Consider the following 25,264-nt stretch of genomic DNA (forward strand, 5'->3'; position numbering starts at 1 on the left):
CCTCGAACCCTGTTCCCAGCTACCTCACAGCGGCGAGGATCCCCCCTGCCCATCGCAACGACGTACGGGGAGGCCCCACTTGAGGGACAGCAGACCGAAGAGGCGGGCGGCCGCGCTCGGTCCGGCCGGAGTGCTCGTCACGGCGACGCTCATAGCCGGCGCCGTCGCGGCGCCCACGGCGAGAGCGACGGCGGACACCCACCACGGCAAGGACCGCGAGGCCAGGGGCGTGGCGATCGCCGCCGCCCGGGCCGCGGAGACCGGCATCGACTGGCAGGACTGCCCCGCCGACTGGAACCTGGCCAAGCCGATCCAGTGCGGCTGGGTCTCGGTGCCGATGGACTACGCCAAGCCGTACGGCAAGCAGATCAAGCTCGCCGTCGACCGCATCGGCAACACCGGCACCAAGAGCGAACGCCAGGGCGCGCTGCTGTACAACCCGGGCGGTCCCGGCGGTTCCGGTCTGCGCTTCCCGGCCCGGGTCACCGCCAAGAACCCGGTCTGGGCCGATGCGGCCAAGGCGTACGACTTCGTGGGCTTCGACCCGCGCGGCGTCGGCAAGTCCGCGCCCATCTCCTGTGTCGACCCGCAGGAGTTCGTCAAGGCGCCCAAGATGGACCCGGTGCCCCGCTCCGAGGCCGACAAGCGGGCCCAGCGCAAGCTCGCCCGCGAGTACGCCGAGGGCTGCTACGAGCGCAGCGGCGAGATGCTGCCGCACATGACCACGCCGAACACCGCGCGCGACCTCGATGTCATCCGCGCCGCCCTCGGCGAGCGGAAGCTCAACTTCCTCGGTGTCTCCTACGGCACCTACCTCGGCGCCGTCTACGCCACCCTCTTCCCGGGCCACGTCCGCCGCATGGTCGTCGACAGCGTCGTCAACCCCTCCCGCGACAAGATCTGGTACCAGGCCAACCTGGACCAGGACGTCGCCTTCGAGGGCCGCTGGAAGGACTGGCAGGACTGGGTCGCGAAGAACGACGCGACCTACCACCTCGGGGACACCCGCGCCGAGGTCCAGGAGCGGTGGCTCGAACTGCGCGCCACCGCCGAGAAGAACCCCCTCGGTGGCGTCGTCGGCCCGGCCGAGCTGATCTCCTTCTTCCAGAGCGCCCCGTACTACGACTCCGCGTGGGCGCCCACGGCGGCCGTCTTCAGCCAGTACGTCGCCGGCGACACCCAGGCGCTCGTCGACGCCGCCGCCCCCGACCTCTCCGACACGGCGGGCAACGCGGCCTCGGAGAACGGCAACGCCGTCTACACGGCCGTGGAGTGCGCCGACGCCAAGTGGCCCACCAGTTGGCGCAAGTGGGACCGCGACAACATCCGGCTGCACCGGGACCACCCGTTCATGACCTGGGCCAACGCCTGGATGAACCTGCCCTGCGCCACCTGGCCGGTCAAGCAGCAGACGCCCGTGGACGTCAAGTCCGGCAAGGGGCTGCCGCCGGTGCTGATCGTCCAGTCCGAGCGCGACGCGGCCACCCCGTACGCGGGCGCCGTCGAACTGCACCAGCGGCTCAAGGGATCCCGCCTCATCACCGAGCGGGACGCCGGATCCCACGGCGTCACCGGCCTGGTCAACTCCTGCGTCAACGACCGGGTGGACACCTACCTGCTCACCGGCGAGCTGGACCGCTCCGACGTGACCTGCGCACCGCACGCCACGCCGAAGCCGTAACACCCACGCCGTACGACACACGAGGGGCGGCCGGAACTCCCCGGCCGCCCCTCGCCCGTGCGCCCACCGGGATCAGCTCAGCGGCATGCGCGGGAAGCGGCGCTTGTCCTCCGCCCTGCGCTCGGCGTCCTCCGCCTTGGCGACGGCCGCGTACTGGTCGACGTACTCCTGCTCGGACAGGGTGAGGATGGCGTACATGAGCTCGTCGGTGGCGGCGCGCAGGACCGCCTTCTCGTTCTCCATCCCCGCGTAGCGCGAGAAGTCCAGCGGCTTGCCGAAACGGATCACCACCGGGTGGACCCGGGGGATCTTCCTGCCGGGCGGCTGGGCCTCGAACGTGCCGATCATCGCGCAGGGGACCACCGGGACGCCCGCTTTGAGGGCCATCACCGCGACGCCGACCTTGCCCTTGTAGAGGCGGCCGTCGTGCGAGCGCGTGCCCTCCGGGTAGATGCCGAGCAGCTCCCCCTTGCCCAGCACGCCGAGGCCCTCCCGGATGGCGGCCTGCCCGGCCTCCTTGCCGGAGCGGTCGACGGGGATCTGCCCCGCGCTGTGGAAGAAGAACGCCGTCAGCCGGCCCTTGAGGCCGGGGCCGGTGAAGTACTCGGCCTTGGCGAGGAAGGTGATGCGCCGCTTGAGCACGGCCGGCATCAGGAAGTGGTCCGAGAACGACAGGTGGTTCCCCGCGACGATGGCGGCGCCGGACGACGGCACGTGCTCCAGGCCCTCTATTCGCGGCCGGAAGACCAGACGCAGCAGCGGACCCAGCAGCACGTACTTGAGCAGGTAGTAGAACAAGGACACGCTCCTCGACTCCGGCGGACGGGCGGTGCCGCCGCATCCCGGCAGGCCATCCGGCACGTCGTGGGGTGCCAGTCTAGGCGCGGGCGGTGCGCCCCGGCATCAGGTTCGACGCGACCGGAAGGCGCCGTGCCGGACGGCCGGCCGAGTAGGCTCGTACGCATGCGGATCTCCGTCTCCTCCGACATGGACGCACCCGTGGCCCGCGCCCTCCTCGCCGAACTCCGCCAGCGCGGCCACGAGGTACGCGCGCACGGCGCCCTGAACCCCGGGGACGACCCGCAGTGGGCCGTCTGCTCGGAGGCGGCGGCCCGTGAGGTCGCCTCCGGTACCGCCGACCAGGCGGTGGTGTGCTGCTGGACCGGCACCGGCGCCTCGATCGCCGCGAACAAGGTGCCCGGCGTCCGGGCCGCCCTGTGCACGGACGCCTACACGGCGGACGGCGCACGCCGCTGGAACGACGCCAACGTGCTGGCGATCGGCCTGCGGCTGACGTCCGGGCCGCTGCTGACGGAGATCCTCGACGCCTGGTTCGCCGGCGCGCCCAGCGACGACCCGCAGGACCGGCGCAACGTGGAACGCACCGCGCGCCTCGACCGGGAGCGCACCGGCGCCTGACCCGCCTACAGCCGTACGACGACCAGCGCCGTGTCGTCGGTGGCGCCGCCCGGCGGCAGCAGCTCCAGCAGCACGATGTCCGCGAGCGTCTCGGGATCCTGCGTCCGGTGCCGGCGCAGGGCCTCGGCGAGCCGCAGCAGCCCCATGTCGATGTCCTCCCGGCGCCGTTCGATCAGCCCGTCGGTGTAGAGCACCAGGGTCGCCCCCGGCTCGAACCCGGTCGCCGCCTCCGGCCGGGGCGCCGGGTCCGGCTGGGCGTCGAGCGGCGGGTCGGTGGCCCGGTCGAGGAACTCCACGCGTCCGTCGCGGTGGAGCAGCACGGGCGGCGGATGGCCGGCGCTGCTGTAGGTGATGGTGTGCCGGTCGAAGTCGACGAAGGTCGTCACCGCGGTCGCGGACTCGGCGCCGTCCACCACATGGGCGTAGCGGCCCACCACGTTCAGCGCCTGCGCGGGCCCGTCCGCCACCCGGGAGGCGGCGGTCAGCGCGCTGCGCAGCTGGCCCATCACCCCGGCCGCCGCCAGCCCGTGCCCGACCACGTCGCCCACGGACACGCCGATACGGTGCCCGCCCACCAGGTCGACCAGGTCGTACCAGTCCCCGCAGACGTTGAGCGCGCCCACCGCCGGCCGGTAACGCACCGCGGCCCGGTGGTGGCCGACCTGCCGGCGGGCGGGCAGCATCGCCTCCTGCAGCGCCAGAGCCACCTCGCGCTCCCGGGCGTGCGCCTGGCGCAGCCGGTTGTTGAGCTCCTGCAGCTCGCGGGCGCGCGCGTACAGCTCGGCCTCCAGAATCCGCCCCCGGCCGTCACCCGCGCCGCCCCGGACCCGGATCAGCTCGGTGACCTCCTCGACCCGGTGCACGATCAGCACGACCCGCCCGTCGGGGCCGAGCACCGGGGTGTTCACCGGGCTCCAGTAGCGCTCCTCCCACTTCCCGGAACGCTCCGGGTTCTCCACGTCGTAACGCTGCACCGCCATGGTGTCGCGCTCACCCGTGGACAGGACCCGCCGCAGCGAGGCGCGCAGTTGCCGCGCGCCCACGGCCTCCGGGTCGTTCGGGTTCTCCGGGAACACGTCGAACAGGAAGCGGCCCACCACGGCCTCGCGGGGGCGCCCGGTCCCGCTGACGAACGCCTCGTTGACGTCCGCGTACACCAGGTCCGGGGTCAGCAGCGCCACCATGCCGGGCAGGGCCTGGTAGACCGCCGCGTAGTCGATCGACGCCTCCGCCATGGACCCTCGCCTCATTCCGGTGGCGCGGTCAGTGACTGCTCCGCCCAGATGATCTTCCCGTCGGGAACGAACCGGGTGCCCCACCGCTGGGCGAGCTGCGAGACCAGCAGCAGCCCGCGCCCGCCCTCGTCCATCGCACGGGGATGCCGCAGATGGGGTGCGGTGGCGCCGCCGTCGAACACCTCGCACACCAGCGCCCGCTCGTGGATCAGCCGCAGCCGCACGGGGCCGCCGGCGTGCCGTATGGCGTTGGTGACCAGTTCGCTGACGACCAGCTCCGTGGTGAAGACCAGTTCGTCCAGCCCCCAGCGGGCCAGTTGCCGGGTGCTGGTCCTGCGGGCCTCGGCCACGACCGCCGGGTCCGCCGGCAGGTCCCAGGCCGCGATCCGTCCGGGGTCGAGACGTTTGGTACGGGCCATCAGCAGGGCCACGTCGTCGTACGGCCTGGCCGGGACCAGCATGTCGACCACCGCGCGGCAGCTCGGCTCGAGCGCGGTCGCGGCGCCCCGCAGCGCCTGCCGCAGCCGTTCCCGGTCCGTCCCGTCGGGCGAGGGCCTCCCGTCGGACGAGGGCTTCCCGCCGGCCAGCAGACCGTCCGTGTGCAGGGCGAGCGTGCTGCCCTCGGCCAGGGCCAGCTCCACCGCCTCGAACGGCGGGCCGCCCACACCGAGCGCCGGTCCCTGCGGGAGGTCGACGAAGGTGACCGTGCCGTCGGGTGCCACCACGGCGGGCGCGGGATGGCCGGCGGCCGCCATCGTGCACTGCCCGGTCACCGGGTCGTAGACGACGTACAGGCAGCCGGACCCGACGGACCGGCCGGGGAAGTCCCCGGACTCCCCGTCGCCCTCGTCCCGCGCCAGCCGGGACGCCAGGTCGTCCAGGTGGGCGAGCACCTCCTCGGGCGGCAGGTCGATCGCGGCCAGCGTCCGTACGGCGGTGCGCAGCCGCCCCATGGCCGCGGCGGCGTCGATGCCGTGCCCCGGCACCTCGCCGACGACCAGGGCGACACGGGCGCCGGACAGCGGGATCAGGTCGTACCAGTCGCCGCCCAGCCCGGTCAGCTCGTCCGCCGGGCGGTAGCAGGCGGACACCTCCACGGCGTCCTGCTCGGGCAGCCGGCGGGGCAGCAGACTGCGCTGCAGGACCAGCGCGGCGTCCCGCTCGCGGGTGTAGCGCCGGGCGTTGTCCACGCAGACGGCGGCGCGGGAGACGAGGTCCTCGGCCAGACTGAGGTCGTCCTCGTCGAAGGGGTTCTGCCGGCGGCGGCGGAAGAACGTGGTGACGCCCAGGGTGACACCCCGGGCCCGGACCGGGACGGTCATCGCGCTCTGCAGGCCGAGCTCCAGGAAGGTGGACTCCCGGCCGCCCGGCGTCGCGGCCCACTCCGGGGCGAGCGGGTCGAGCTGCTCCTGGCGCCAGGACCGGCCCGTGGCCAGGGAGCGCACCGGCGGGGAACCCGCCGGGTACGACACGGCCGTCCCGGTCTCCACGGCCGTCCGCGGCAGGTCCTCGTACAGCGACCGGTGGCCCGCGCGGCGCAGCGGCACCCGGTCGGAGTCGGTGAGCGGGCCCGGCGGGAGCTCGGCGCCGCGCAGCACCGTCTCCAGCAGGTCCACGATGACGAAGTCCGCGAGATCGGGCACGGCCACGTCCGCCAGTTCCTGCGCGGTGCGCAGGATGTCCAGGGTGCGGCCGATGCGCTCGCCGGCCCGGTCGAGCAGGGCGAGGCGCTGACGGGCGCGGTGCCGTTCGGTGACGTCCACGACGGTGTAGTACACGCCCATCGGGCGGCCCCGGTCGTCGTCGAGGCGGGTGAACGACAGCATGTGCGCGGTCTCGCGCAGCGGCGCCGAGCGGGCACGGCCGACAAGCTCGTAGTCGATCACCCGTTCGCCGGTGTCCAGCACGTGCCGCATCCGCTCCTCGACGGCCTCGGCGTCCAGCCCCGGCTGGATGTCCGCGAACCGCAGCCCCAGGCGCCGCCCGGCCGGCCCGCCGCCGTACTGTTGGAGCGCGGCGTTGGACCACACGAAGCGCAGCTCCGTGTCCACGATCGCGATGCCGATCGACGTACCGGCGACCACCTGCTCCAGCACGGCGCGGCTCATGTCCCAGCCGGGCGAGCCGGCCAGCTCCGACAGCAGGACCAGCAGCGACGAACGGCCCCGCGGCCCCACGGTCGGCGTGATCCGCACCATCACCGCGACCGGCCGCCCGTCCCGGTGCCGGGCCGTCATCAGCCCCGCCCAGTCGCCGTCCGAGCGGCACCGCTCGACCAGGTCCGGCACCCGCTCGGCGTCCTCGGGGACCAGCAGCTCGGCGAACTTGCGGCCCACGGCCTCGGCGGCGTGGTACCCCAGCAGCCGCTCGGCCCCGCCGGTCCAGCTCGACACCATGCCGTGCGGATCGAGCAACAGGGGAACGGCGTCGGCCACATCGAACCCCTGCCGGGCAACGTCCTGCTCCTTGTGTCCGCCCACGGCCGACCTCTCTGTCGCTGAGAGTGGTCTACCCCCTCTTGTCCCCATCTTCACCCTTCGGGCGGGATGTGGGCTCCCTGGGATACGCCGTCCCTCGCCGTCCCCCGCCGGGCCCCGGCGGGGGACGGCGGGGGCTCAGGCCTGCCGGGCCAGGACCTTCTCCACGGTGTGCAGGGCGCTCTGCAGCTCCTCCGCCGTGACGGTCAGCGGCGGGGCCAGGCGGATGGTGGAGCCGTGGGTGTCCTTGACCAGGATGCCCTCCCGCATCAGCCGTTCGCTGACCTCGCGGCCGGTGCCGAGCGCCGGGTCGACGTCCACGCCCGCCCACAGACCGCGGGAGCGGAACCCGACCACTCCCTTGCCGACGAGCGACTCCAGGCCCTCGCGCAGGATGCCGCCCAGTTCCGCCGCCCGGCGCTGGAACTCGCCCGTCTCCAGCAGCTCCACCACGGCCGTACCGACCGCCGCGGCCAGCGGATTGCCGCCGAAGGTCGACCCGTGCTCACCCGGACGGAGCACCTGGAGCACCTCCCGCCGGGCCACCACCGCCGACACCGGGACGATGCCGCCGCCCAGCGCCTTGCCGAGCAGCACGACGTCCGGGACGACCGACTCGTGCTCCACGGCGAGCGTACGGCCGGTGCGGCCAAGACCCGACTGGATCTCGTCCGCGATGAACAGGCACCCCGCGTGGCGCGTCAGCTCCCGCACCCCGGCGAGGTAGCCGTCGTCCGGGACGATCACACCCGCCTCGCCCTGGACCGGCTCGATCAGCACCGCCGCCGTCGTCTCGTCGACCGCCGCCTCCAGCGCCGCGAGATCGTTGTACGGCACCACCCGGAAGCCCGGGGTGAAGGGCCCGAACCCGGCCCGCGCGACCTCGTCCGTCGAGAAGCTCACGATCGTCGTCGTACGGCCGTGGAAGTTGTCCGCCGCCACCACGATCGTCGCCCGGTCCGCCGGGACGCCCTTCACGTCGTAGGCCCACTTGCGGGCCACCTTGATCCCGCTCTCCACCGCCTCCGCGCCGGTGTTCATGGGCAGCACCATGTCAAGGCAGGTCAGTGCGGCCAGCCGCTCCGCGAACTCCGCGAGCCGGTCGTTGTGGAACGCGCGCGAGGTCAGCGTGAGCCGGTCGAGCTGACGGTGCGCCGCCTCGATCAGCGCCGGGTGCCGGTGGCCGAAGTTGAGCGCCGAGTAGCCGGCCAGCATGTCGAGGTACCGCCGGCCCTCCACGTCCTCCACCCACGCGCCCTCCGCGCGGGCGACGACCACGGGCAGCGGATGGTAGTTGTGCGCGAGGACCGGCTCCTCCGCGCCGATCAGCTCGGCGGACGTACGCGCGGGGACGACAGCAGTCATGAGCGGATCTCCTGTGTGCAGCACTTGATGCCCCCGCCCGCCTTGTGGAACTCGGACAGGTCGACGGGGACGGGAACGTAGCCGCGGTCGGCGAGCCGGGCGGCGAGGGACGTGGCCCCCGGGGAGACGAACACGTGCCGCCCGTCGGAGACGGAGTTCAGGCCGAACGCCATCGCGTCCTCACGGGTCGCGAGCACCGCGTCCGGATACAGCCGGGCGAGCACCTCGCGGCTGCCCGGCGAGAACGCCTCCGGGTAGTACGCGACGTTCTCCTCGTCCAGCACGAACAGCGCCGTGTCCAGGTGGTAGAAGTACGGATCCACCAGGGTCAGGCCGATCACCGGCACCCCGAAGAACTCCTGCGCCTCGCGGTGCGCCTCACGGGTGGTGCGGAAGCCGGTGCCGGCGAGGATCCAGCGCCCGGCGGGCACCAGGTCGCCCTCGCCCTCGCACACCGACTCGGGATGGTGCACCTCGTACCCCTCGGCCTTGAACCAGGCCTCGTACGGCACGGACTCCGGGCGCCGCTCGGGCGCCAGGAACAGGGAGCCGAGGACGCGGCCCCCGACGACGACCGCCGCGTTCGCGGCGAACACCATGTCGGGCAGGGCGGGCTCGGGTTTCACGGTCTCCACGGTATGACCGTGGTCGCGGTAGGTGTCGACCATCGTCCGCCACTGGCGCTGCGCCAGGGCGACGTCGACGGGACGGTCAGGACGCATCCAGGGATTGATCGCGTACCGGACGGCGAAGTGTCTGGGTTCGCAGACGAGATAGCGCCGCCGGGACGCCACACGGAAGTCGTGCACAGAGGGGTTCCTCCGCTTCCACGCGGTCTCGACAGGGGTGAGACCACGGTAGGAAGCGAGTGATACGGACGACAAGGAACAAAAGCTGCGTGTTCACGCAGGAACACTGCGTGGTTCCATCGTTCAGCGCAGGTCTGATGCGCCGTCCGGGGCCGGCTGACTCACTCCTGCCTCAGGACTGTCCGGCAGCAGATGGGACAGCACCATCACACTGATCGTCTTCCGGATGAACGGCTCCTGGCGGATCCGCTCCAGCACCTCCTCGAAGTGCTCCACGTCCCGCGCCCGCACGTGCAGCAGCGCGTCCGCGCCCCCGGTCACCGTCATCGCCGCGGCGATCTCCGGATGGTTGCGCACCACCTCCGCCAGCCGCCGGGGCGGCGCCGCCCCCTCGCAGTAGACCTCGACGTACGCCTCCGTGCGCCAGCCCAGCGCGGACGGCCGCACCGTCGCCGTGAACCCGGTGATCACCCCGGTCTCGCGCAGCCGGTCCACCCGGCGCTTGACCGCCGTCGACGACAGCCCGACGGCCGCGCCGATCTCGGCGAAGGACGTCCTGGCGTTCGCCATCAGCGCGGTGACGATCTTCCGGTCGAGTTCGTCGAAGGAGGCGGGCCTGCTGTTCATGCGGGCACTGTATCCAGCGCGAACGCCCACGTCCGGGGCATGTCCAGACGTGGAAATCACCCCTACACTCCACCTTCATGCTGCGCGCCCTCGCCGTCGACGACGAACGCCCCTCACTGGAGGAACTGCTCTACCTGCTGAACACCGACCCCCGAATCGGCAGCGCCGAGGGCGCCGGCGACGCCACCGAGGCGCTGCGCCGCATCAACCGCGCCCTGGAGTCGGGACCCGACGGGCCCGAGGCCATCGACGTCGTCTTCCTCGACATCCAGATGCCCGGCCTCGACGGCCTCGACCTGGCCCGGCTGCTCACCGGGTTCGCCCGGCCGCCGTTCATCGTGTTCGTCACCGCCCACGAGGACTTCGCCGTCCAGGCCTTCGACCTCAAGGCCGCCGACTACGTCCTCAAACCCGTGCGCAAGGAACGGCTGGCCGAGGCGGTCCGCCGCGTCGTCGAACTGCGCGCCGCCGCACAGCGCGACACCGCCGCCCCGCGCATCCCCGTGCACGAACCCGACCCCGACCACATACCCGTCGAACTCGGCGGCGTGACCCGCTTCGTCGCCGTCGACGACATCACCCACGTCGAGGCCCAGGGCGACTACGCCCGCCTGCACACCGACCGGGGCAGCCACCTCGTACGGATCCCGCTCTCCACCCTGGAGGAGCGCTGGCGCTCCCGCGGCTTCGTCCGCATCCACCGCCGCCATCTGGTCGCCCTGCGCCACATCGGCGAGCTCCGGCTCGACGCGGGCACCGTGAGCGTCCTGATCGGCTCCGAGGAACTCCAGGTCAGCCGTCGGCACGCCCGTGAACTGCGGGACCTGCTGATGCGCCGGACCACGAGCTAGGGGAGGACGCATGCCCCAGGACCCGACCGAACGCCGTGTGGTCGTCACCGGCCCGCCCCGCCGCGCCCGCCGCTCCTCCGGCTACTACCGCCCGCGCACCGAGATCGACGAGCAGACCACCCTCGGCCACACCTACGTCCGCTCCCTGATGCGCATCCAGCTGCGCACCGGACTCACCGTGTTCGCCGTCCTCGTCCTGCTCATCGGCCCGCTCCCGCTGGTCTTCGCCGCCGCCCCGGACGCCCGCCGCCTGGAGTGGGCGGTGCTCGGCTTCGGCCTGTACCCCCCGATGGTCCTGCTCGCCCGCTGGTACGTGCGCCGCGCCGAACGCAACGAACGCGACTTCGTGCGGCTCGTCGAGGACCGCTGAGACCAGGGACCTCCAGCACCGTGAACTCCGCCTACGCCGTCACCGCCGTCGCGCTCGTCGCCCTCGCGACCGTCCTCGTCGGCGCCTTCGGCCTGCGCATATCCCGCACCACCTCCGACTTCTACGTCGCCTCCCGCACCGTCGGCCCCCGCCTCAACGCGGCCGCCATCAGCGGCGAGTACCTCTCCGCCGCCTCCTTCCTCGGCATCGCGGGCCTCGTCCTCGTCCAGGGCCCGGACATGCTCTGGTACCCGGTCGGCTACACCGCCGGCTACCTGGTGCTGCTGCTGTTCGTCGCCGCCCCGCTGCGCCGCTCCGGCGCCTACACCCTGCCCGACTTCGCCGAGGCCCGGCTCGCCTCCCAGACGGTACGGCGGCTCGCGGGCGCCTCCGTCGTCGGCGTCGGCTGGCTGTACCTGCTGCCCCAGCTCCAGGGCGCGGGGCTCACCCTGACCGTCCTCACCGGGGCGCCCGACTGGCTCGGCGGGGTGATCGTCGCCGTCGTGGTCACCGTCATCGTCGGCGCGGGCGGCATGCGCAGCATCACCTTCGTCCAGGCCTTCCAGTACTGGCTCAAGCTCACCGCCCTGCTCGTCCCCGCCCTCTTCCTGGTCACCGCCTGGCAGAGCGACGGCGCCCCCAGCCACGCCTTCGACGAACCGGCCGCCTTCCGCGAACAGCGGGTGGTCCGCATCGACGACACGCTCGTGCTCCGGCTCACCGAGCCGCTCACCGTCACGGTGGACGGCACCGTCGACGGCCGCGAGCTCGACGGCACCGAGACCGGCCTGTCCGCAGGACCCCACCGCATCGACGGCGGCACCCGGCTCACCTTCGCCGAGGGCGCCGAGGTCCCCGCCGCCGGACGCGGCGCCGACGACGCCCTGTCGCCCTCCCGCGCCGAGTCCCGCGAGGAACGCCCGCTGTACGCCACGTACGGGCTGATCCTCGCCACCTTCTTCGGCACCATGGGCCTGCCCCACGTGGTGGTCCGCTTCTACACCAGCCCGCACGGCGTCGCCGCCCGCCGCACCACCGTCGCGGTCCTCGGCCTGGTCGGCGCCTTCTACCTCCTCCCGCCGGTCTACGGCGCCCTCGGCCGGCTCTACGCGCCCGAACTCACCCTCACCGGCGACGCGGACGCCGCCGTCCTGCTCCTGCCCGGCCGCATGATCGGCGGAACGGGCGGCGACCTCCTCGGGGCGCTGGTCGCCGGGGGCGCCTTCGCCGCGTTCCTGTCGACGGCCTCCGGGCTCACCATGGCCGTCGCCGGAGTGCTCACCCAGGACGTGCTCCCCACGCGCGGCGTACGGCACTTCCGGCTCGGCACCGTGCTCGCCATGGCCGTACCGCTCGGGGCGAGCCTCCTGGTCGGCGGGCTGCCGGTGGCCGACGCCGTGGGGCTCGCCTTCGCCGTGTCGGCCTCGTCGTTCTGCCCGCTGCTCGTCCTCGGCATCTGGTGGCGCCGGCTGACCCCGCCGGGCGCGGCGGCCGGAATGCTGGTGGGAGGCGGCTCCGCGTTCCTCGCCGTCGCCGCGACCATGGCCGGCTACCCGGGCGCGGGGCCCTGGCACGCCCTGCTCGCCTGGCCCGCGCTGTGGTCGGTGCCGCTGGGCTTCCTCACCATGATCCTGGTGTCCCTGGCCACCCCCGGCCGGGTGCCGCCCGGCACGGCGGCGGTCCTGGCCCGCTTCCACCTGCCGGAGGAACTCCGCACGGAGGTGTCCGCATGAGCGGTTTCCTCGCCGGTCTGCTCGTCGCCGTCCTGCCCCTGCTGGCCGCCGGGTTCTGGATCGGCCGGCGCACCGCCCGCCCCGCCAGCCTCGCCGGACTCGGCACCCCCGTCGAGCACGCCACCTTCGAGACCCTGCACACCGCGTCCCTGGCCACGCCCCCGCTGCGGGCCGGCCTCACGGAGGAGACCGCCGGCAAGTCCGCCCGCAAACTGCGCTCCCTGCTGGGCACGGACGCCCTCTGCCTCACCGACCGCGACCAGGTCCTCGTCTGGGACGGCGCCGGCGCCCACCACCGCGCCGAGATCATGGAACGCCTCACCGGTCCCCTCGACACCGGCCGCGGCGAGGCCTTCCCGCTCACCTGCGACACCCCCGACTGCTCGGTGCGCTGGGCGGTCGTCGCCCCGCTCACCGTCGACGACCGGGTGCACGGCGCGCTCGTCGCCTGCGCGCCCCGTGAGTCCGCGGTCCTGGTCCGGGCCGCCGGGGAGGTCGCCCGCTGGGTCTCCGTCCAGCTCGAACTCGCCGACCTCGACCAGTCCCGCACCCGCCTCATCGAGGCCGAGATCAGGGCCCTGCGGGCGCAGATCTCCCCGCACTTCATCTTCAACTCGCTCGCCGTGATCGCCTCGTTCGTGCGCACCGACCCCGAACGGGCCCGCGAACTGCTCCTGGAGTTCGCCGACTTCACCCGCTACTCGTTCCGCCGGCACGGTGACTTCACCACCCTCGCCGACGAACTCCACGCCATCGACCACTATCTGGCGCTGGTGCGGGCACGCTTCGGCGACCGCCTCTCCGTCACCCTGCAGATCGCCCCCGAGGTGCTGCCGGTCGCGCTGCCCTTCCTCTGCCTCCAGCCGCTGGTGGAGAACGCCGTCAAGCACGGGCTGGAGGGCAAGGCCGACAAGTGCCACATCCAGATCACCGCGCAGGACGCCGGCGCCGAGGCCCTCGTCGTCATCGAGGACGACGGTGCCGGAATGGACCCCGGCCTGCTCCGCCGCATCCTCGCCCGCGAGGTCAGCCCCACCGGCGGCATCGGCCTTTCCAACGTCGACGACCGGCTCCGTCAGGTCTACGGCGACGACCACGGCCTCGTCATCGAGACCGCCGTCGGCGCGGGCATGAAGATCACCGTCCGGCTGCCGAAGTACCAGCCGGGCGTGCACCTGACGGGACGGCTCACCCCGAAGTGAGGCCGGCCGCCCCGGCGCCTCTCAGGTGCTGCGGGTGGCCACCATTCCCAAGGTGATCAGCCCCAGGACGACCCAGCCGAACCACAGCCAGCCGTTGCTGCCGAGAGCCACCGTGTACGCCGTCACGGCGACCAGACCGCCGACGGTGAGCACCCCCATGGTCTTCGTCGACGTGGAACCGTTCGAGAAACCGTTCGTGGAACCGGGCATCGCAACACCCTCCTCATGGTTCGGCTCCCTCCATGGTGCCCCCGTTCTGCCTCCTTACGGTGCACACGACGACATGTGTGCCTGATTTCCATGGCCCCTCACTGGTCCACGACCCCGCTTCGTGGACCGACGGGTCGAAACCGTAGTCACGCGGCGGCACCGCACGCGCACACGCCGTGTCCGACTCGGTGCGCGCCTCGGCGAGCGTGACGTCCCTGCCCAGCCGGGTGAACCCGAGCACCTGCTCGTCGTACGTCCCGTCGCACGACACCAGCCGCGCCTCCCGGCGGGACCGTACGTCCAGGCAGTCCCGCCGCTGCATCGTCGCCGTGTCGGCGAACGCCGTCCCGAGGCGGCGCCGGTCCCCGAGCGGCCCGTACACCGGCCCGTGCGCCCCCAGCACCAGACAGGCGGTACGCCCCCCGGCCGCCTCGAACCCGTCCGCCGTGGGTACGACGGCCAGACCGCGTACGTCGGCCAGCCGGCCGCGCAGCTCCCGCGTCCGCTCCTCACAGCGGGCCGGACCCCGCTCCCGCGCCTCCTCGGCCGAGGCGGCCTCGACGAACGCCACGACCTGCCCGTCGGGCGCCTGGTCCGCGCAGGTCGGGTCGAGGGTCAGCCGGGGCGTGCCGGCGAACGGGGAGCCACCGGGCCAGTCGGCCAGCACGCAGTCGTCCTCCTCCAGCGGCTCGACCAGCCCGACCGCCTCCCCGTACGGCACCGCCGTCCCGCCGCCTCCGCTCTCCCGGTCGGCCAGCGCGTACCAGGCACCGCCCAGCGCCAGCACCAGGCCCAGCCCGCCGGCGAGGACCGCGCGCAGCGCGTGCGGGCGGGGGCGACGGCGGGTGCCGGTGGCGGCGGGGCCCCGTGCGTCCGCCTCGGGCTCCGGGTGCGCGGAGGCGGCCCAGGGCGGCTGGGAGCCGAGGTCCGTCTGTGTCCGCGCGTAGGTCTCCGTCTGGGGCGTCACGATCCGCGCCAGCTCGGCCTCCACCTCCCGCGCCGTCGCCCGCAGATCCGGATCCTTGGTGAGCAGCCCCCGCAGCACCGGCTCCAGCGCGCCCGCCCGCACCGGTGGACGCGGGTCCTCCATGACCACGGCGGTGACCGAGGCCAGCGGGGACTCCCGCGCGAAGGGGCCGCTGCCCTCCACCGCGTGGTAGAGCGTGCAGCCGAGCGAGAACAGGTCGGCCGCGGGGGTGGGCGGGCCGCCGGTGGCCCGTTCCGGCGCTAGATAGCCCGCCGTGCCGACCAGCGCGGACGCCATCGTGTACCGCGTCTCCCCGGTGTCCGGCTGCACCGAGATGCCGTAGTCGGTGAGCAGCACCCGCCCGTACGGCGCTCCGGTGCGGTCCGGTGCCAGCAGGATGTTCGCCGGTTTCACGTCCCGGTGCATCACGCCCCGCTCGTGCCCGGCGGTCAGCGCGTCCAGCACGGCGAGCCCGATCCGGGCGCACTCGGCGGGGGCGGGCGGACCGCTCCGGGCGAGCAGCTCCCGCAGATCGACGGCGCCCGCCACGTACTCCATGACGATCCACGGCAGCCCCTCGTGCTCCAGCACGTCGTGCACGGTCACCACATGGGGGTGACCGCGCAGACCGGCCGCGTGCCGGGCCTCGGCGCGGGCCCGGGCGACCCGGGCCTCCCGCTCCTGGCCGGGCTCGGCCGGGTCGCCGAACACGATCTCCTTCAGCGCGACCTCGCACGCGAGTCTCTGGTCGTGGGCGAGCCAGACGTGCCCCATGCCGCCGCTGCCCAGCCGGTGCAGCAGCAGATAGCGGCCGGCGATGACCCGGCCCACTCCCGACGTCGGTGATGAGGGCATCCGGTCACTCCCGGGTTCGGCGGGGGCGCTCAGCTGGGGCGCTCGTGGTGGGTGCTTCGGAGGTGGCGGGCACGCTCGTGGCCGGAGCGCCGCTCGCGGGCCTGCCGGTGGGCGGCGGGGGAGCGGTGCGGGGAGGTGCGGAAGTGGTCTCGGGGGTCTCCGGAGGCGTGGAGCGCGTGGAAGGTGGTGGGCCGGACGCGGTGCTCGGTAGGGGTGGCGGTGTCGAGTCGGCCGGTGGGGACGTGGCTTCCGGTGTCCCGCTCGGTGACGCCGGCCGCTCGGACTTCGACGGACCGGAGGACGACGTGGACGGCGGGGATGGCGCGGACGGGGAGGATGGCGCGGACGGGGAGGACGGTGCGGACGGGGAGGACGACGATGCGGGAGTCGTCGTCGGCCGTGACGACTCCGGGTCCGGGGGAGTGGTCCCGCCACCGGACCGCCCCGTGTTCTCCACCACGCTCAGCGTGACGTGCGCCCCGAACCGCAGCTCGGCCCCGGCGGCCGGATCGGACGCCGTGACCCGCGCGCCGTCCGGCGGCGGCTCCTTCCCGCCGTACGCGACCGCCAGCCCCCGTCCGGCCAGTCGCCGGCTCGCCTCACCGAACGTGGTCCCGATGAGGGACGGCACCGCCTGCCGCTTCCTCGTGTCGAAGGCGGTGTCCTCCTCGCCCGTCGTCCCCACGGGCCGTTCGACACCCCGGTCGGGATCCTCCACATCGACGAGGGCGATCCGCTCCAGTTCGTGGGACGCGGGCCGTACGACCACGACCTCGGAAGGGTCGTACCCCTTCCACTTCTCGTTTCCGTCGTCGAACGAGACGGAAATCCTGCTCTTGTCCCCCTCGAAGGGCCGCAGCGGATTTCCGCACGAGCACTTCACCGTCGGCATCCCCTGCTCGTCGACCAGAATCGCGATTCCCGCCTGAAGCAGCGCGTTGAAGGGAACAGCTTTTCCCTTTTTGTAGTCGTGGTTCCGCACCAGAGTGTCGTGACGCAGGAGAACAGGGGTGAGCCCGTCGAGATACTCCGGTATCCCATCCGTACGGAGATCCAGCGCCCCGGCCCAGGCCCGTGCCTTGCGGTCGTTGCGCGGCTCGGCGAGATACCGCTTCAACTGCTCGACGTCGCAGATCGCCGCCTCGTCGGTGCCCCCGTACAGGCCGGGCGTGTCCCCCTGCTGCAGACCGCCGCGAGCGGGCCGCGACCGCACGTCGGCGTCCCGTCCGAGTCCGCCGCTCTCGTCGAAGAACGGCGCGAGGGAGGCGGCACCCGCGGCCACCGCCTTCACATCGAACAAAGGTGTGCCCGAATCGCACCCACTGGCGACAAGAAGTAATAACGACAGGACGGCGATCTTCCGAATCACCGCTTTTCCCGCCCTGTGCGTGAACGCGCGAAGTGCCATCACCGCTCCCCCCTGCGGTTCCCCCCGACGCATTCATGCTACCGGTGGAAAATCCCCGTTCAAGGGGATCGGGGAGACGGTGAATTCAGTTCCCGCGCGCGTTCAGTGAGGCCAGGTAGGCGTTGTACGCCTCGAGTTCCTTGTCCCCGTCCCGGTCGGCGGCACGGTCCTTGCGCCTGGCCTGCCGCTGGTCCGAGGCGTACCACTGGAACAGCAGCGCGAGCAGCACCAGTACGGAGGGGACCTCGCTGAACGCCCAGGCGATACCGCCGGCCGCGTTCTGGTCGGACAGCGCGTCGACGGCGAGCGAGCCGGGCGGGTTCTCGAAGGTCGTGACCATCGGCGTCGACGCCATCATCAGCGCGATGCCGAAGAACGCGTGGAACGGCATGCCCGCGAACAGCTCCAGCATCCGCATCAGATACCCCGGCCGGTGCGGACCCGGGTCCACACCCATGATCGGCCAGAAGAAGACCAGGCCGACGGCGAGGAAGTGCACCATCATCGCGATGTGCCCCACCTTGGAGCCCATCAGGAAGTCGAACAGCGGGGTGAAGTACAGGCCGTACAGGCTGGCGATGAACAGGGGGATGGTGAACACCGGGTGGGTGACGATCCGCATGTAGCGGCTGTGCAGCAGCATCAGCAGCAGCTCGCGCGGTCCCTTGCGGCCCCGTCCGGCCGGCGGCAGCGCGCGCAGGGCGAGGGTGATCGGGGCGCCGAGCAGGATCAGGATCGGCGACACCATGCTGATCACCATGTGCTGCACCATGTGCACGCTGAACATGACCATGCCGTAGTCGTTCAGCTTGGTGCACATCATGAGCCCGATGCTCAGCACACCGGCGACGAACGCGACGGTCCGCCCCACCGGCCACTTGTCACCGCGCCGCACCAGCCGGACCACACCCCAGCCGTACAGTGCCAGCCCCAGCAGGCAGGCGACGAGAAAGAAGGGGTCCGCCGACCAGCCGAGCCCTCGCCCCAGCGTGAACGGCGGCAGATCCATGGTCATGCCGTGCCCGCCGTGATCCATCCACCGGCTCCTGTTTCGTGGGGGTTGTACGCAATCTGTCCGCACTCAGAGTACGACCGACCCCGGCCACACCTGTGACCGGGGTCAGGGGAACACCCTCAGGGGCGCGGGGCTGTATCGACATGCGGCTCCGCCGCGTGGGCGCGATCAACCACCGACGGCCCGCAGTCCGCGATTCACCTCACGGACCGAGCCGGGCCCGGTACCTCAGAGAACACACTCCGCTTCCGCATAGCGTTCCTCCGGCACCGTCTTCAACGTCTCAACCGCCTCCGCGAGAGACACCATCACGATGTCCGTCCCGCGGAGCGCGGTCATCCGCCCGAACTCCCCCCGATGCACCGCCTCCACCGCATGCCACCCGAACCGCGTCGCCAGCACCCGGTCGTACGCCGTGGGCGTCCCCCCGCGCTGCACATGCCCGAGGATCACCGGCCGCGCCTCCTTGCCGAGCCGCGACTCCAGCTCCAGGGAGAGCTGCCGCGCGATGCCGGCGAACCGCTCATGGCCGTAGACGTCCTTGCCGCCCTCGTCGAAGTCCATGGTCCCGGCCTTCGGCTTGGCCCCCTCCGCGGCGACCACGATCGCGAACCGCTTGCCGGCCGAGAACCGCGCGCCGACCTTCGCGGTCAGCTCGTCGATGTCGAAGGGCCGTTCGGGTACGACGACGGCGTGCGCGCCGGCCGCCATGCCGGAGTGGAGTGCGATCCAGCCCGTGTGCCGGCCCATGACCTCGACGATCAGCACCCGCTGGTGCGACTCGGCGGTGGTCTTCAGCCGGTCCAGGGCCTCGGTCGCCACGCCGACGGCCGTGTCGAAGCCGAAGGTGACGTCGGTGACAGCGATGTCGTTGTCGATGGTCTTCGGCACACCCACTATCGGCAGGCCGTTGTCCGACAGCAGCCGGGCCGCCTTCAGCGTGCCCTCACCGCCGATCGGGATGATCGCGTCGAGGCCGAGTTCCCGGACGTGACCCTTGGCCCGCTCCACGCCGTCCCGCAGGTGCTCGGGGCGGACCCGGGAGGAGCCGAGGATGGTGCCGCCGCGGGCGAGGATGCCGCTCACGGCGTCGAGGTCGAGCTTGAGGTAGTCGCACTCCAGGAGGCCCTTCCAGCCGTCCCGGAAACCGATGACCTCGTCGCCGTGGTCGACGACGGCACGGTGCACGACGGACCGGATGACGGCGTTCAGGCCGGGGCAGTCGCCGCCGGACGTGAGGACACCAATGCGCATAGCCCGAAACAACCTTCTCGAAGTGGGCCGGGACCGGACCGCGTTGTCCGGCTCGATCTCCGCCACCCTAGCCGCTCCGGGGGGCGGGGCCGCACCTGGCGTCCGCCTGCTGGACGACCCCGCTCACCTGTGCGGACCAGCCGTCAGACGGGCCGGTCGCGCCGGGGTGCCAGGGGGCCGTCCGCAGGCGGACGGAGACTCACGCGGGCTGCTGCTGCGCCGCCGCGATGCGCTCGCCCCGCAGCGCCTCGTACCAGCGGTCGTCGGTCGGCGGCAGCGCGTTGACGTCGAGCGCCAGCTTCAGCAGCAGGTCCGCGATCTGCGGGTTGCGGGCCAGCACCGGACCGTGCATGTACGTACCGAAGACGGTTTCGTTGAACGCGCCCTCCGTGCCGTCCCCGGTGCCGTTGCCGTTGCCGAAGCGCACCTGGGCGAGCGGGCGGGCCGAGGGGCCCAGGTGGGTGACGCCCTGGTGGTTCTCGAACCCGGTCAGCGGGGGCAGGCCCAGCTGCGGGTTGACGTCCCCCAGCACGTCGCCCACGCACCGGGCGCCCTCACCGCGTACCGAGACCACGTCGAGCAGGCCGAGACCGGGCTCGCGCTGGCCGAGGTCGTTGATGAACTCGTGGCCGAGGATCTGGTAGCCGGCGCAGACCGAGAAGACGATCGCGCCGTTGCCCACCGCCCGCTGCAGACCGCCGTCCCGGCGCAGCCGCTCGGCGGCCAGCCGCTGCGGACGGTCCTCTCCGCCGCCGATCAGGTAGATGTCGCCGGAGGTCGGGATCGGCTGGTCGCTGCGCACGTCGAGCCGCGCCACGTCCAGGCCGCGCTGCCGCGCCCGGCGCTCCACGACGAGGACGTTGCCCTGGTCGCCGTAGGTGCTGAGCAGGTCCGGGTAGATCCACACGACCCGCAGCTGGTTGTCGCTCACTTCAAGTCCCCTGGGGTGTCGTTGGTCAGTTGCCGACGCGGCGGCGCAGGTCCTGGAACGCGGTGTAGTTGGCGATGACCTCGATCCGGCCCGGCGGGCACAGCTGCACCGCCTGGTCGAGGTTCTCGCAGACCTGGAACTGCTGGTTCGCGACCTCCAGGCGCACCGCGAGGTCCAGCTTCCGGTCACCGATGACGCAGATCGGGTGGCCGGTCAGCCGGGTGTAGTCGACGTCCCACAGCCAGGAGGTGTCGGTGCCGTCGGCGCCGCGCGCGTTCACCGAGAGGATCACGGGGGTCGGCGGCGGGTCGATCAGCGAGAACGTCTCCAGCCAGCCCGCGGGGTTCTTGGCGAGCAGCAGCCGCAGATCACGGCCCTCGAACTGGACCACGTCGTAGCGGCCGGCCACGGCCTGCACCTGGTACATGCGCTCCAGGGCGACCTGCGGCGGCACCCCGAAGACGGCGGCGACGGCCGCGGAGCTCGCGGCGTTGGCCTTGTTGGCGCGGCCCGGAAGCTGGAGGTGGATCGGCCAGGCGGAGCCGTGCGGGTCGAGCACGTGGTCGCCGGAGAGCGCCCAGCTCGGCGTCGGCCGGCGGAAGCCGCACTCGCTGCAGAACCAGTCGTCGCCCGGACGCTGCATCACACCGCCGCAGGACGGGCAGGACCAGGCGTCGTCCTTCCACATCTGGCCGGCGGCGACCCAGATCACGTTGGGGGAGGAGGACGCGGCCCACACCACCAGCGGGTCGTCGGCGTTGGCGACGATCACGGCCTTGGAGCCGGCCAGGCCCTCGCGCCAGTTCTCCGCGAGCATCCGCGTCTCGGCGGCGCGGTCGAGCTGGTCGCGGGAGAGGTTGAGCAGTGCGATGCACTTGGGGTCGGTGTCCCGGGCGACGCCCGCGAGGTACTTCTCGTCGACCTCGATGACACCGAACCTGGCCTCCGAGCCGCCGGCCAGCGCCGAGGTGATGCCGGCCGGCATGTTGGCGCCGAGCGCGTTGGAGACGACCGGTCCTGCGGCCTTGAGGGCCTCGGCGATGAGCCGGGTGGTGGTGGTCTTGCCGTTGGTCGCCGAGACCAGGGTCACGTCCAGGTGCTGCGCGAGCCGGGCCAGGAGATCGGGGTCGAGTTTGAGTGCCACCCGGCCGCCGATCACCGAACCGCTGCCGCGCCCGGCGGCGCGGGATGCCGCCGCGACCGCCTTGCCCGCGGTCACGGCCAGCTTGGCCCGCGGCGTGAGCGGGTCCGAGTTGCCTGCCATCAGTTCTCGATCCTCCTTGCGTACGCGCCGCGTCTGTGCCTGACGGCCACGTGGTGAGACCTCAGCCTATCGAGATCCGTTCGCACTCCAGAACCGCGGCACCATCGTGAGACGGGCGTTGCTGGGAGGACCGTACTCTGACGGTCATGCGACAAGGTTCCATCCCCGGCGTCCACGGACGTGTACGGCCCCTCACCCTGCTCGGCGACCCGGTGCTGCACGCGCCCTGCCGGGAGGTCACCGACTTCGGTCCGGAACTCGCACGCCTGGTGGACGATCTGTTCGCCACGATGTACGCGGCGCAGGGTGTGGGCCTGGCCGCCAACCAGATCGGCGAGCCGCTGCGGGTGTTCGTCTACGACTGCCCGGACGACGAGGACGTCCGCCACCTGGGCCATGTGGTGAACCCGCGGCTGGTGGAGACGGACGGGGTGGTGGTGCGCGGCCCCGAGGGCTGTCTGTCCCTGCCCGGCCTGGAGGCGGGGACGGAGCGGTACGACCACGCGGTCGTCGAGGGCTTCACGGTGGCCGGAGAGCCGGTCACCGTCCACGGCACGGGTTTCTTCGCCCGGTGTCTGCAGCACGAGTGCGACCACCTGGAGGGCCGGATCTACGCCGACCACCTGACGGGCCGGCGCCACCGGAAACTGATGCGGCAGGTGGCCCGGGCCTCCTGGCGCCGGGCGGACTGAACCCCTCGGGGGTGCGGGGCCGCGTCGGGGTGCGGCTCCGCCGCGTGGGCGCGACCGGCCGCACACGGCCCGCACGCGACCTGTGAAGATCAGAACCCCGGGCCTCCCACCTTGTCCCCCGCCGCTGCGAGACGCCCCCACAGCAGATCGGCCAGACTGCGCACCAACTCCGCCCGAGAGCAGGGCCGTTCACCGAGCCACCAGTCGCCGGCCGCGTGCATCATGCCGACGATGCCGTGCCCCCACACCCGGGCCAGCCGCTGGCCGTCCGGCCCGAGGTCCAGCCGTTCCCCGATGACCTGGGCCAGCTCCTCGCCCATCCGGCGCAGCAGCGGCGCCGAGTGTTTGCCGACGTCGAAGCCCTGGTCGCTCTGCGACTCCTCCGCCGGGTGCATCAGGAACCGGTACACCTGGGGCCGTGCCTCGATCGCCGAGAGGTAGGTGTCCAGGGTGGCCTCGACCCGTTCGCGCCGGTCCGCCGGGGCGTCCAGGGCGGCCCGCAGGGAGTCCAGCAGCGCGTCGGTGTGCCGCTTGGCCAGGGCGGCGTAGAGTCCTCCCTTGTCACCGAAGTGCCGGTAGAGGATCGGCTTGGTGATGCCGGCCTCGGCGGCGATCGCGTTCATCGAGGCCCCCGGGCCGTCGCGCAGCACCACCCGGTCGGCGGCCTCCAGCAGCTCGCGCCGGCGTCGGTCGGCGGACCGCTGCTGATCGGTCCGCTGTGTGGTGTTCATGATCTCTCCCCACCCGTGCTGATTCGGTGACGCCTGCGCAAACTAACACTGAAGGCGATCCGGTCATCGAACGGGATGCCGACCGGCCCTGGGGAGTTGACTTTTCCTACCCACCGGTAACAGACTCGGGGTTACCGCAAGTAACACGCACGTGCGTCGCCGCTGGAGGGGACATGGCCGAGTTCACCATGGAGCTCAACGACGAACAGAAGGAGGTGCGGGACTGGCTGCACGGCTTCGCCGCCGATGTGATCCGCCCCGCGGCCGCCGAATGGGACGAGCGTGAGGAGACTCCCTGGCCGGTCATCCAGGAGGCCGCCAAGGTCGGCATCTACTCCCTGGACTTCTACGCCCAGCAGTACTTCGACGCAACCGGCCTCGGCATCCCGATGGCCATGGAGGAGCTCTTCTGGGGCGACGCCGGCATCGCCCTGTCGATCGTCGGCACCGGCCTGGCCGCCGTCGGCGTCCTCGCCAACGGCACCGAGGAGCAGATCGGCACCTGGATCCCCCAGATGTACGGCGACGCCAACGACGTCAAGGTCGCAGCCTTCTGCTCCTCCGAGCCCGACGCAGGCTCCGACGTGGCCTCGATGCGCACCCGCGCGGTGTACGACGAGGCCAAGGACGAGTGGGTGATCAACGGCACCAAGACCTGGGCGACCAACGGCGGCATCGCCAACGTCCACGTCGTGGTCGCGGTCGTCGACCCGGACCTCGGCTCCAAGGGCCACGCCTCCTTCATCATCCCGCCCGGCACCCCCGGCTGCTCCCAGGGCCAGAAGTTCAAGAAGCACGGCATCCGCGCCTCGCACACCGCCGAGGTCATCCTGGACGACGTGCGCGTCCCCGGCTCCTGCCTGCTCGGCGGCAAGGAGAAGCTGGACGAGCGCCTCGCCCGCGCCCGCGAGAAGGCGAAGCAGGGCGGCGAGCGCGTGAAGAACGCCGCGATGGCCACCTTCGAGGCGTCCCGCCCCGCCGTCGGCGCCATGGCGGTGGGCACCGCCCGCGCGGCGTACGAGGTCGCCCTCGACTACGCGACCACGCGCGAGCAGTTCGGCCGCCCGATCATCGACAACCAGGGCGTCGCCTTCCAGCTCGCCGACATGCGCACCCGGATCGACGCCGCCCGCCTCCTTGTGTGGCGCGCCTCCTGGATGGCGATCAACGGCAAGCCGTTCACGGCCGCCGAGGGCTCGATGTCCAAGCTGTTCGCCAGCGAGACCGCCAAGAAGGTCACCGCCCAGGCCATACAGATCCTCGGCGGCAACGGCTACACCCGCGAGTACCCGGTGGAGCGCATGCACCGCGACGCCGCGATCTACACCATCTTCGAGGGCACGAGCGAGATCCAGCGCCTGGTGATCGCCCGCACCCTGTCGGGCATGCCCATCCGCTGAGGCCGGCCACCCGGACGACCCGGCGGTGCGGGCGGCACCGCCGGGTTACCCCTGCCCCGCTCCCGGGAAAGGCTCGTGCGTGACCGACGCGACGGAGGACGCGATGACACGCACGGCCCGGGAACTGCTGGAGACGACCACCGGGGAACTGGCCCCCGACCCGGGGTCCAACCCCCTGGTCCCCCTGATCGCCCGCGGCGAGGCCGACCGGGCCGTCCTGGCCACGCTCGCCCTGGAACAACGCCGGGTGATCCCGGCGGACCGCCGCGCCTTCCTGCACCTGGCGGAACGGGCCGACCCTGAGTCGGCCGCGTACTTCACCGCCCTGGCCGAGGGAGAGACCCTGGCGGCGGAACACCTGAAGACGTTCACGGCCGCGTGCGGCGTGGACGAGACGCGGGCGGACGCGTACGAGCCCCTGCCGGGCTGCCAGTCCTACCCCGCGTACGTCGCCTGGCTGGCCCTCAACGCGAACCCGTCCGACGTGGTCCTGGCCCTGACGGCGAACTTCTCCGCCTGGGGCGGCTACTGCGCGACGATCGCGAAGGCCCTACGCACCCACTACGGCTTCACCGACGAGTCCTGCGCCTTCTTCGACTTCTTCGCAGAACCGTCCCCCGGCCTCGACGAAGCTGCCACGAAGGCAGTCCAGACAGCGCTGGACGAGGGCCGCCTGAACGAGAACCGCGCCCACCAGTACGCCCGCCTGCTCCAGACACACGAGGTGATGTTCTGGTCAACGTTGGGGCAACACGGATAGGGGCGCGA

23 protein-coding genes are annotated in these 25,264 nt (G+C 72.4%); 9 read left to right on the forward strand and 14 right to left on the reverse strand.

Annotation, left to right across the window (positions count from 1 at the left end):
• The first annotated feature begins 79 nt into the window (after positions 1–79).
• Positions 80–1,681: an alpha/beta hydrolase gene (locus tag AMK33_RS22290; protein ID WP_073934679.1), complete on the forward strand. Its 1,602-nt coding sequence runs from the start codon at positions 80–82 to the stop codon at positions 1,679–1,681.
• Between the two features lie 72 nt (positions 1,682–1,753).
• Here the strand turns inward: AMK33_RS22290 and AMK33_RS22295 are convergent, their stop codons facing one another.
• Positions 1,754–2,479, reverse strand: a complete 726-nt coding sequence (locus AMK33_RS22295) for a lysophospholipid acyltransferase family protein (protein WP_073934680.1) — start codon at positions 2,477–2,479, stop codon at positions 1,754–1,756.
• A gap of 165 nt (positions 2,480–2,644) precedes the next feature.
• On the opposite strand from AMK33_RS22295, the gene AMK33_RS22300 reads away from it, so the two are divergent.
• On the forward strand, positions 2,645–3,100 hold the full coding sequence (locus tag AMK33_RS22300; RefSeq protein WP_073934681.1) for an RpiB/LacA/LacB family sugar-phosphate isomerase: 456 nt from the start codon (positions 2,645–2,647) through the stop codon (positions 3,098–3,100).
• A gap of 5 nt (positions 3,101–3,105) precedes the next feature.
• On the opposite strand, the gene AMK33_RS22305 is transcribed toward AMK33_RS22300, so the two are convergent.
• The 5 genes from AMK33_RS22305 to AMK33_RS22325 form a co-directional block, all read right to left on the reverse strand.
• Positions 3,106–4,335 (reverse strand): PP2C family protein-serine/threonine phosphatase, encoded by a 1,230-nt coding sequence (locus AMK33_RS22305; RefSeq protein WP_073934682.1) that lies wholly within the window; start codon positions 4,333–4,335, stop codon positions 3,106–3,108.
• Positions 4,336–4,346: 11 nt separating this feature from the next.
• Complete coding sequence (locus tag AMK33_RS22310) at positions 4,347–6,815, reverse strand: SpoIIE family protein phosphatase (RefSeq protein WP_073934683.1); 2,469 nt, start codon at positions 6,813–6,815, stop codon at positions 4,347–4,349.
• A gap of 135 nt (positions 6,816–6,950) precedes the next feature.
• Positions 6,951–8,177 (reverse strand): ornithine--oxo-acid transaminase, encoded by a 1,227-nt coding sequence (gene rocD, locus AMK33_RS22315; RefSeq protein WP_073934684.1) that lies wholly within the window; start codon positions 8,175–8,177, stop codon positions 6,951–6,953.
• Positions 8,174–8,986, reverse strand: coding sequence for a dimethylargininase (ddaH, locus tag AMK33_RS22320; protein WP_073934685.1), 813 nt, complete (start codon positions 8,984–8,986; stop codon positions 8,174–8,176). The genes rocD and ddaH overlap by 4 nt, the downstream gene beginning before the upstream one ends.
• Positions 8,987–9,109: 123 nt before the next feature.
• Positions 9,110–9,613 carry an Lrp/AsnC family transcriptional regulator gene (locus AMK33_RS22325; protein WP_073934686.1) on the reverse strand — a complete coding sequence of 168 codons (504 nt, stop codon included), beginning with the start codon at positions 9,611–9,613 and terminating at the stop codon, positions 9,110–9,112.
• Between the two features lie 77 nt (positions 9,614–9,690).
• On the opposite strand from AMK33_RS22325, the gene AMK33_RS22330 reads away from it, so the two are divergent.
• The 4 genes from AMK33_RS22330 to AMK33_RS22345 are packed head-to-tail and all read left to right on the forward strand — an operon-like array spanning position 9,691 to position 13,769.
• Positions 9,691–10,464, forward strand: coding sequence for a LytR/AlgR family response regulator transcription factor (locus AMK33_RS22330; protein ID WP_073934687.1), 774 nt, complete (start codon positions 9,691–9,693; stop codon positions 10,462–10,464).
• A gap of 10 nt (positions 10,465–10,474) precedes the next feature.
• Positions 10,475–10,834, forward strand: coding sequence for a hypothetical protein (locus AMK33_RS22335; RefSeq protein WP_073934688.1), 360 nt, complete (start codon positions 10,475–10,477; stop codon positions 10,832–10,834).
• Positions 10,835–10,854: 20 nt separating this feature from the next.
• The gene (locus AMK33_RS22340; RefSeq protein WP_073934689.1) at positions 10,855–12,567 is read left to right on the forward strand and encodes a sodium/solute symporter; all 1,713 of its coding nucleotides are present in this window, start codon (positions 10,855–10,857) and stop codon (positions 12,565–12,567) included.
• On the forward strand, positions 12,564–13,769 hold the full coding sequence (locus AMK33_RS22345; RefSeq protein WP_073934690.1) for a sensor histidine kinase: 1,206 nt from the start codon (positions 12,564–12,566) through the stop codon (positions 13,767–13,769). The genes AMK33_RS22340 and AMK33_RS22345 overlap by 4 nt, the downstream gene beginning before the upstream one ends.
• Before the next feature lie 21 nt (positions 13,770–13,790).
• Here AMK33_RS22345 and AMK33_RS22350 read toward each other — a convergent pair whose 3' ends face one another.
• The 7 genes from AMK33_RS22350 to AMK33_RS22380 form a co-directional block, all read right to left on the reverse strand.
• Positions 13,791–13,979, reverse strand: a complete 189-nt coding sequence (locus tag AMK33_RS22350; protein ID WP_073934691.1) for a hypothetical protein — start codon at positions 13,977–13,979, stop codon at positions 13,791–13,793.
• Positions 13,980–13,992: 13 nt separating this feature from the next.
• A complete protein-coding gene (locus tag AMK33_RS22355) occupies positions 13,993–15,801 on the reverse strand; it encodes a serine/threonine-protein kinase (protein ID WP_073934692.1) in 1,809 nt (602 codons plus the stop codon).
• A gap of 4 nt (positions 15,802–15,805) precedes the next feature.
• Entirely contained in the window at positions 15,806–17,083 is a 1,278-nt protein-coding gene (locus AMK33_RS22360; protein ID WP_327379560.1) for a PASTA domain-containing protein, read from the reverse strand.
• A 211-nt stretch (positions 17,084–17,294) separates the two neighbouring features.
• On the reverse strand, positions 17,295–18,245 hold the full coding sequence (locus AMK33_RS22365) for a cytochrome c oxidase assembly protein (RefSeq protein WP_073934694.1): 951 nt from the start codon (positions 18,243–18,245) through the stop codon (positions 17,295–17,297).
• A 207-nt stretch (positions 18,246–18,452) separates the two neighbouring features.
• The gene (locus AMK33_RS22370; protein ID WP_073934695.1) at positions 18,453–19,478 is read right to left on the reverse strand and encodes a 6-phosphofructokinase; all 1,026 of its coding nucleotides are present in this window, start codon (positions 19,476–19,478) and stop codon (positions 18,453–18,455) included.
• A 199-nt stretch (positions 19,479–19,677) separates the two neighbouring features.
• Positions 19,678–20,409, reverse strand: a complete 732-nt coding sequence (locus AMK33_RS22375) for a type 1 glutamine amidotransferase (protein WP_073934696.1) — start codon at positions 20,407–20,409, stop codon at positions 19,678–19,680.
• A gap of 25 nt (positions 20,410–20,434) precedes the next feature.
• Entirely contained in the window at positions 20,435–21,673 is a 1,239-nt protein-coding gene (locus AMK33_RS22380; protein WP_073934697.1) for a MurT ligase domain-containing protein, read from the reverse strand.
• Positions 21,674–21,819: 146 nt separating this feature from the next.
• On the opposite strand from AMK33_RS22380, the gene def reads away from it, so the two are divergent.
• Positions 21,820–22,365, forward strand: a complete 546-nt coding sequence (def, locus tag AMK33_RS22385) for a peptide deformylase (RefSeq protein ID WP_073934698.1) — start codon at positions 21,820–21,822, stop codon at positions 22,363–22,365.
• A gap of 89 nt (positions 22,366–22,454) precedes the next feature.
• Here def and AMK33_RS22390 read toward each other — a convergent pair whose 3' ends face one another.
• Complete coding sequence (locus AMK33_RS22390; RefSeq protein ID WP_073934699.1) at positions 22,455–23,096, reverse strand: TetR family transcriptional regulator; 642 nt, start codon at positions 23,094–23,096, stop codon at positions 22,455–22,457.
• Positions 23,097–23,269: 173 nt separating this feature from the next.
• Here AMK33_RS22390 and AMK33_RS22395 point away from each other — a divergent pair, with 173 nt between their 5' ends.
• Both AMK33_RS22395 and AMK33_RS22400 read left to right on the forward strand, forming a co-directional pair.
• Entirely contained in the window at positions 23,270–24,496 is a 1,227-nt protein-coding gene (locus AMK33_RS22395) for an acyl-CoA dehydrogenase family protein (RefSeq protein WP_073934700.1), read from the forward strand.
• Positions 24,497–24,599: 103 nt separating this feature from the next.
• Entirely contained in the window at positions 24,600–25,256 is a 657-nt protein-coding gene (locus AMK33_RS22400; protein WP_073934851.1) for a transcriptional regulator, read from the forward strand.
• Positions 25,257–25,264 lie beyond the last annotated feature (8 nt).

This window comes from Streptomyces sp. CB02400, from assembly GCF_001905725.1.
GTDB classification, from domain to species: Bacteria; Actinomycetota; Actinomycetes; order Streptomycetales; family Streptomycetaceae; genus Streptomyces; species Streptomyces atrovirens.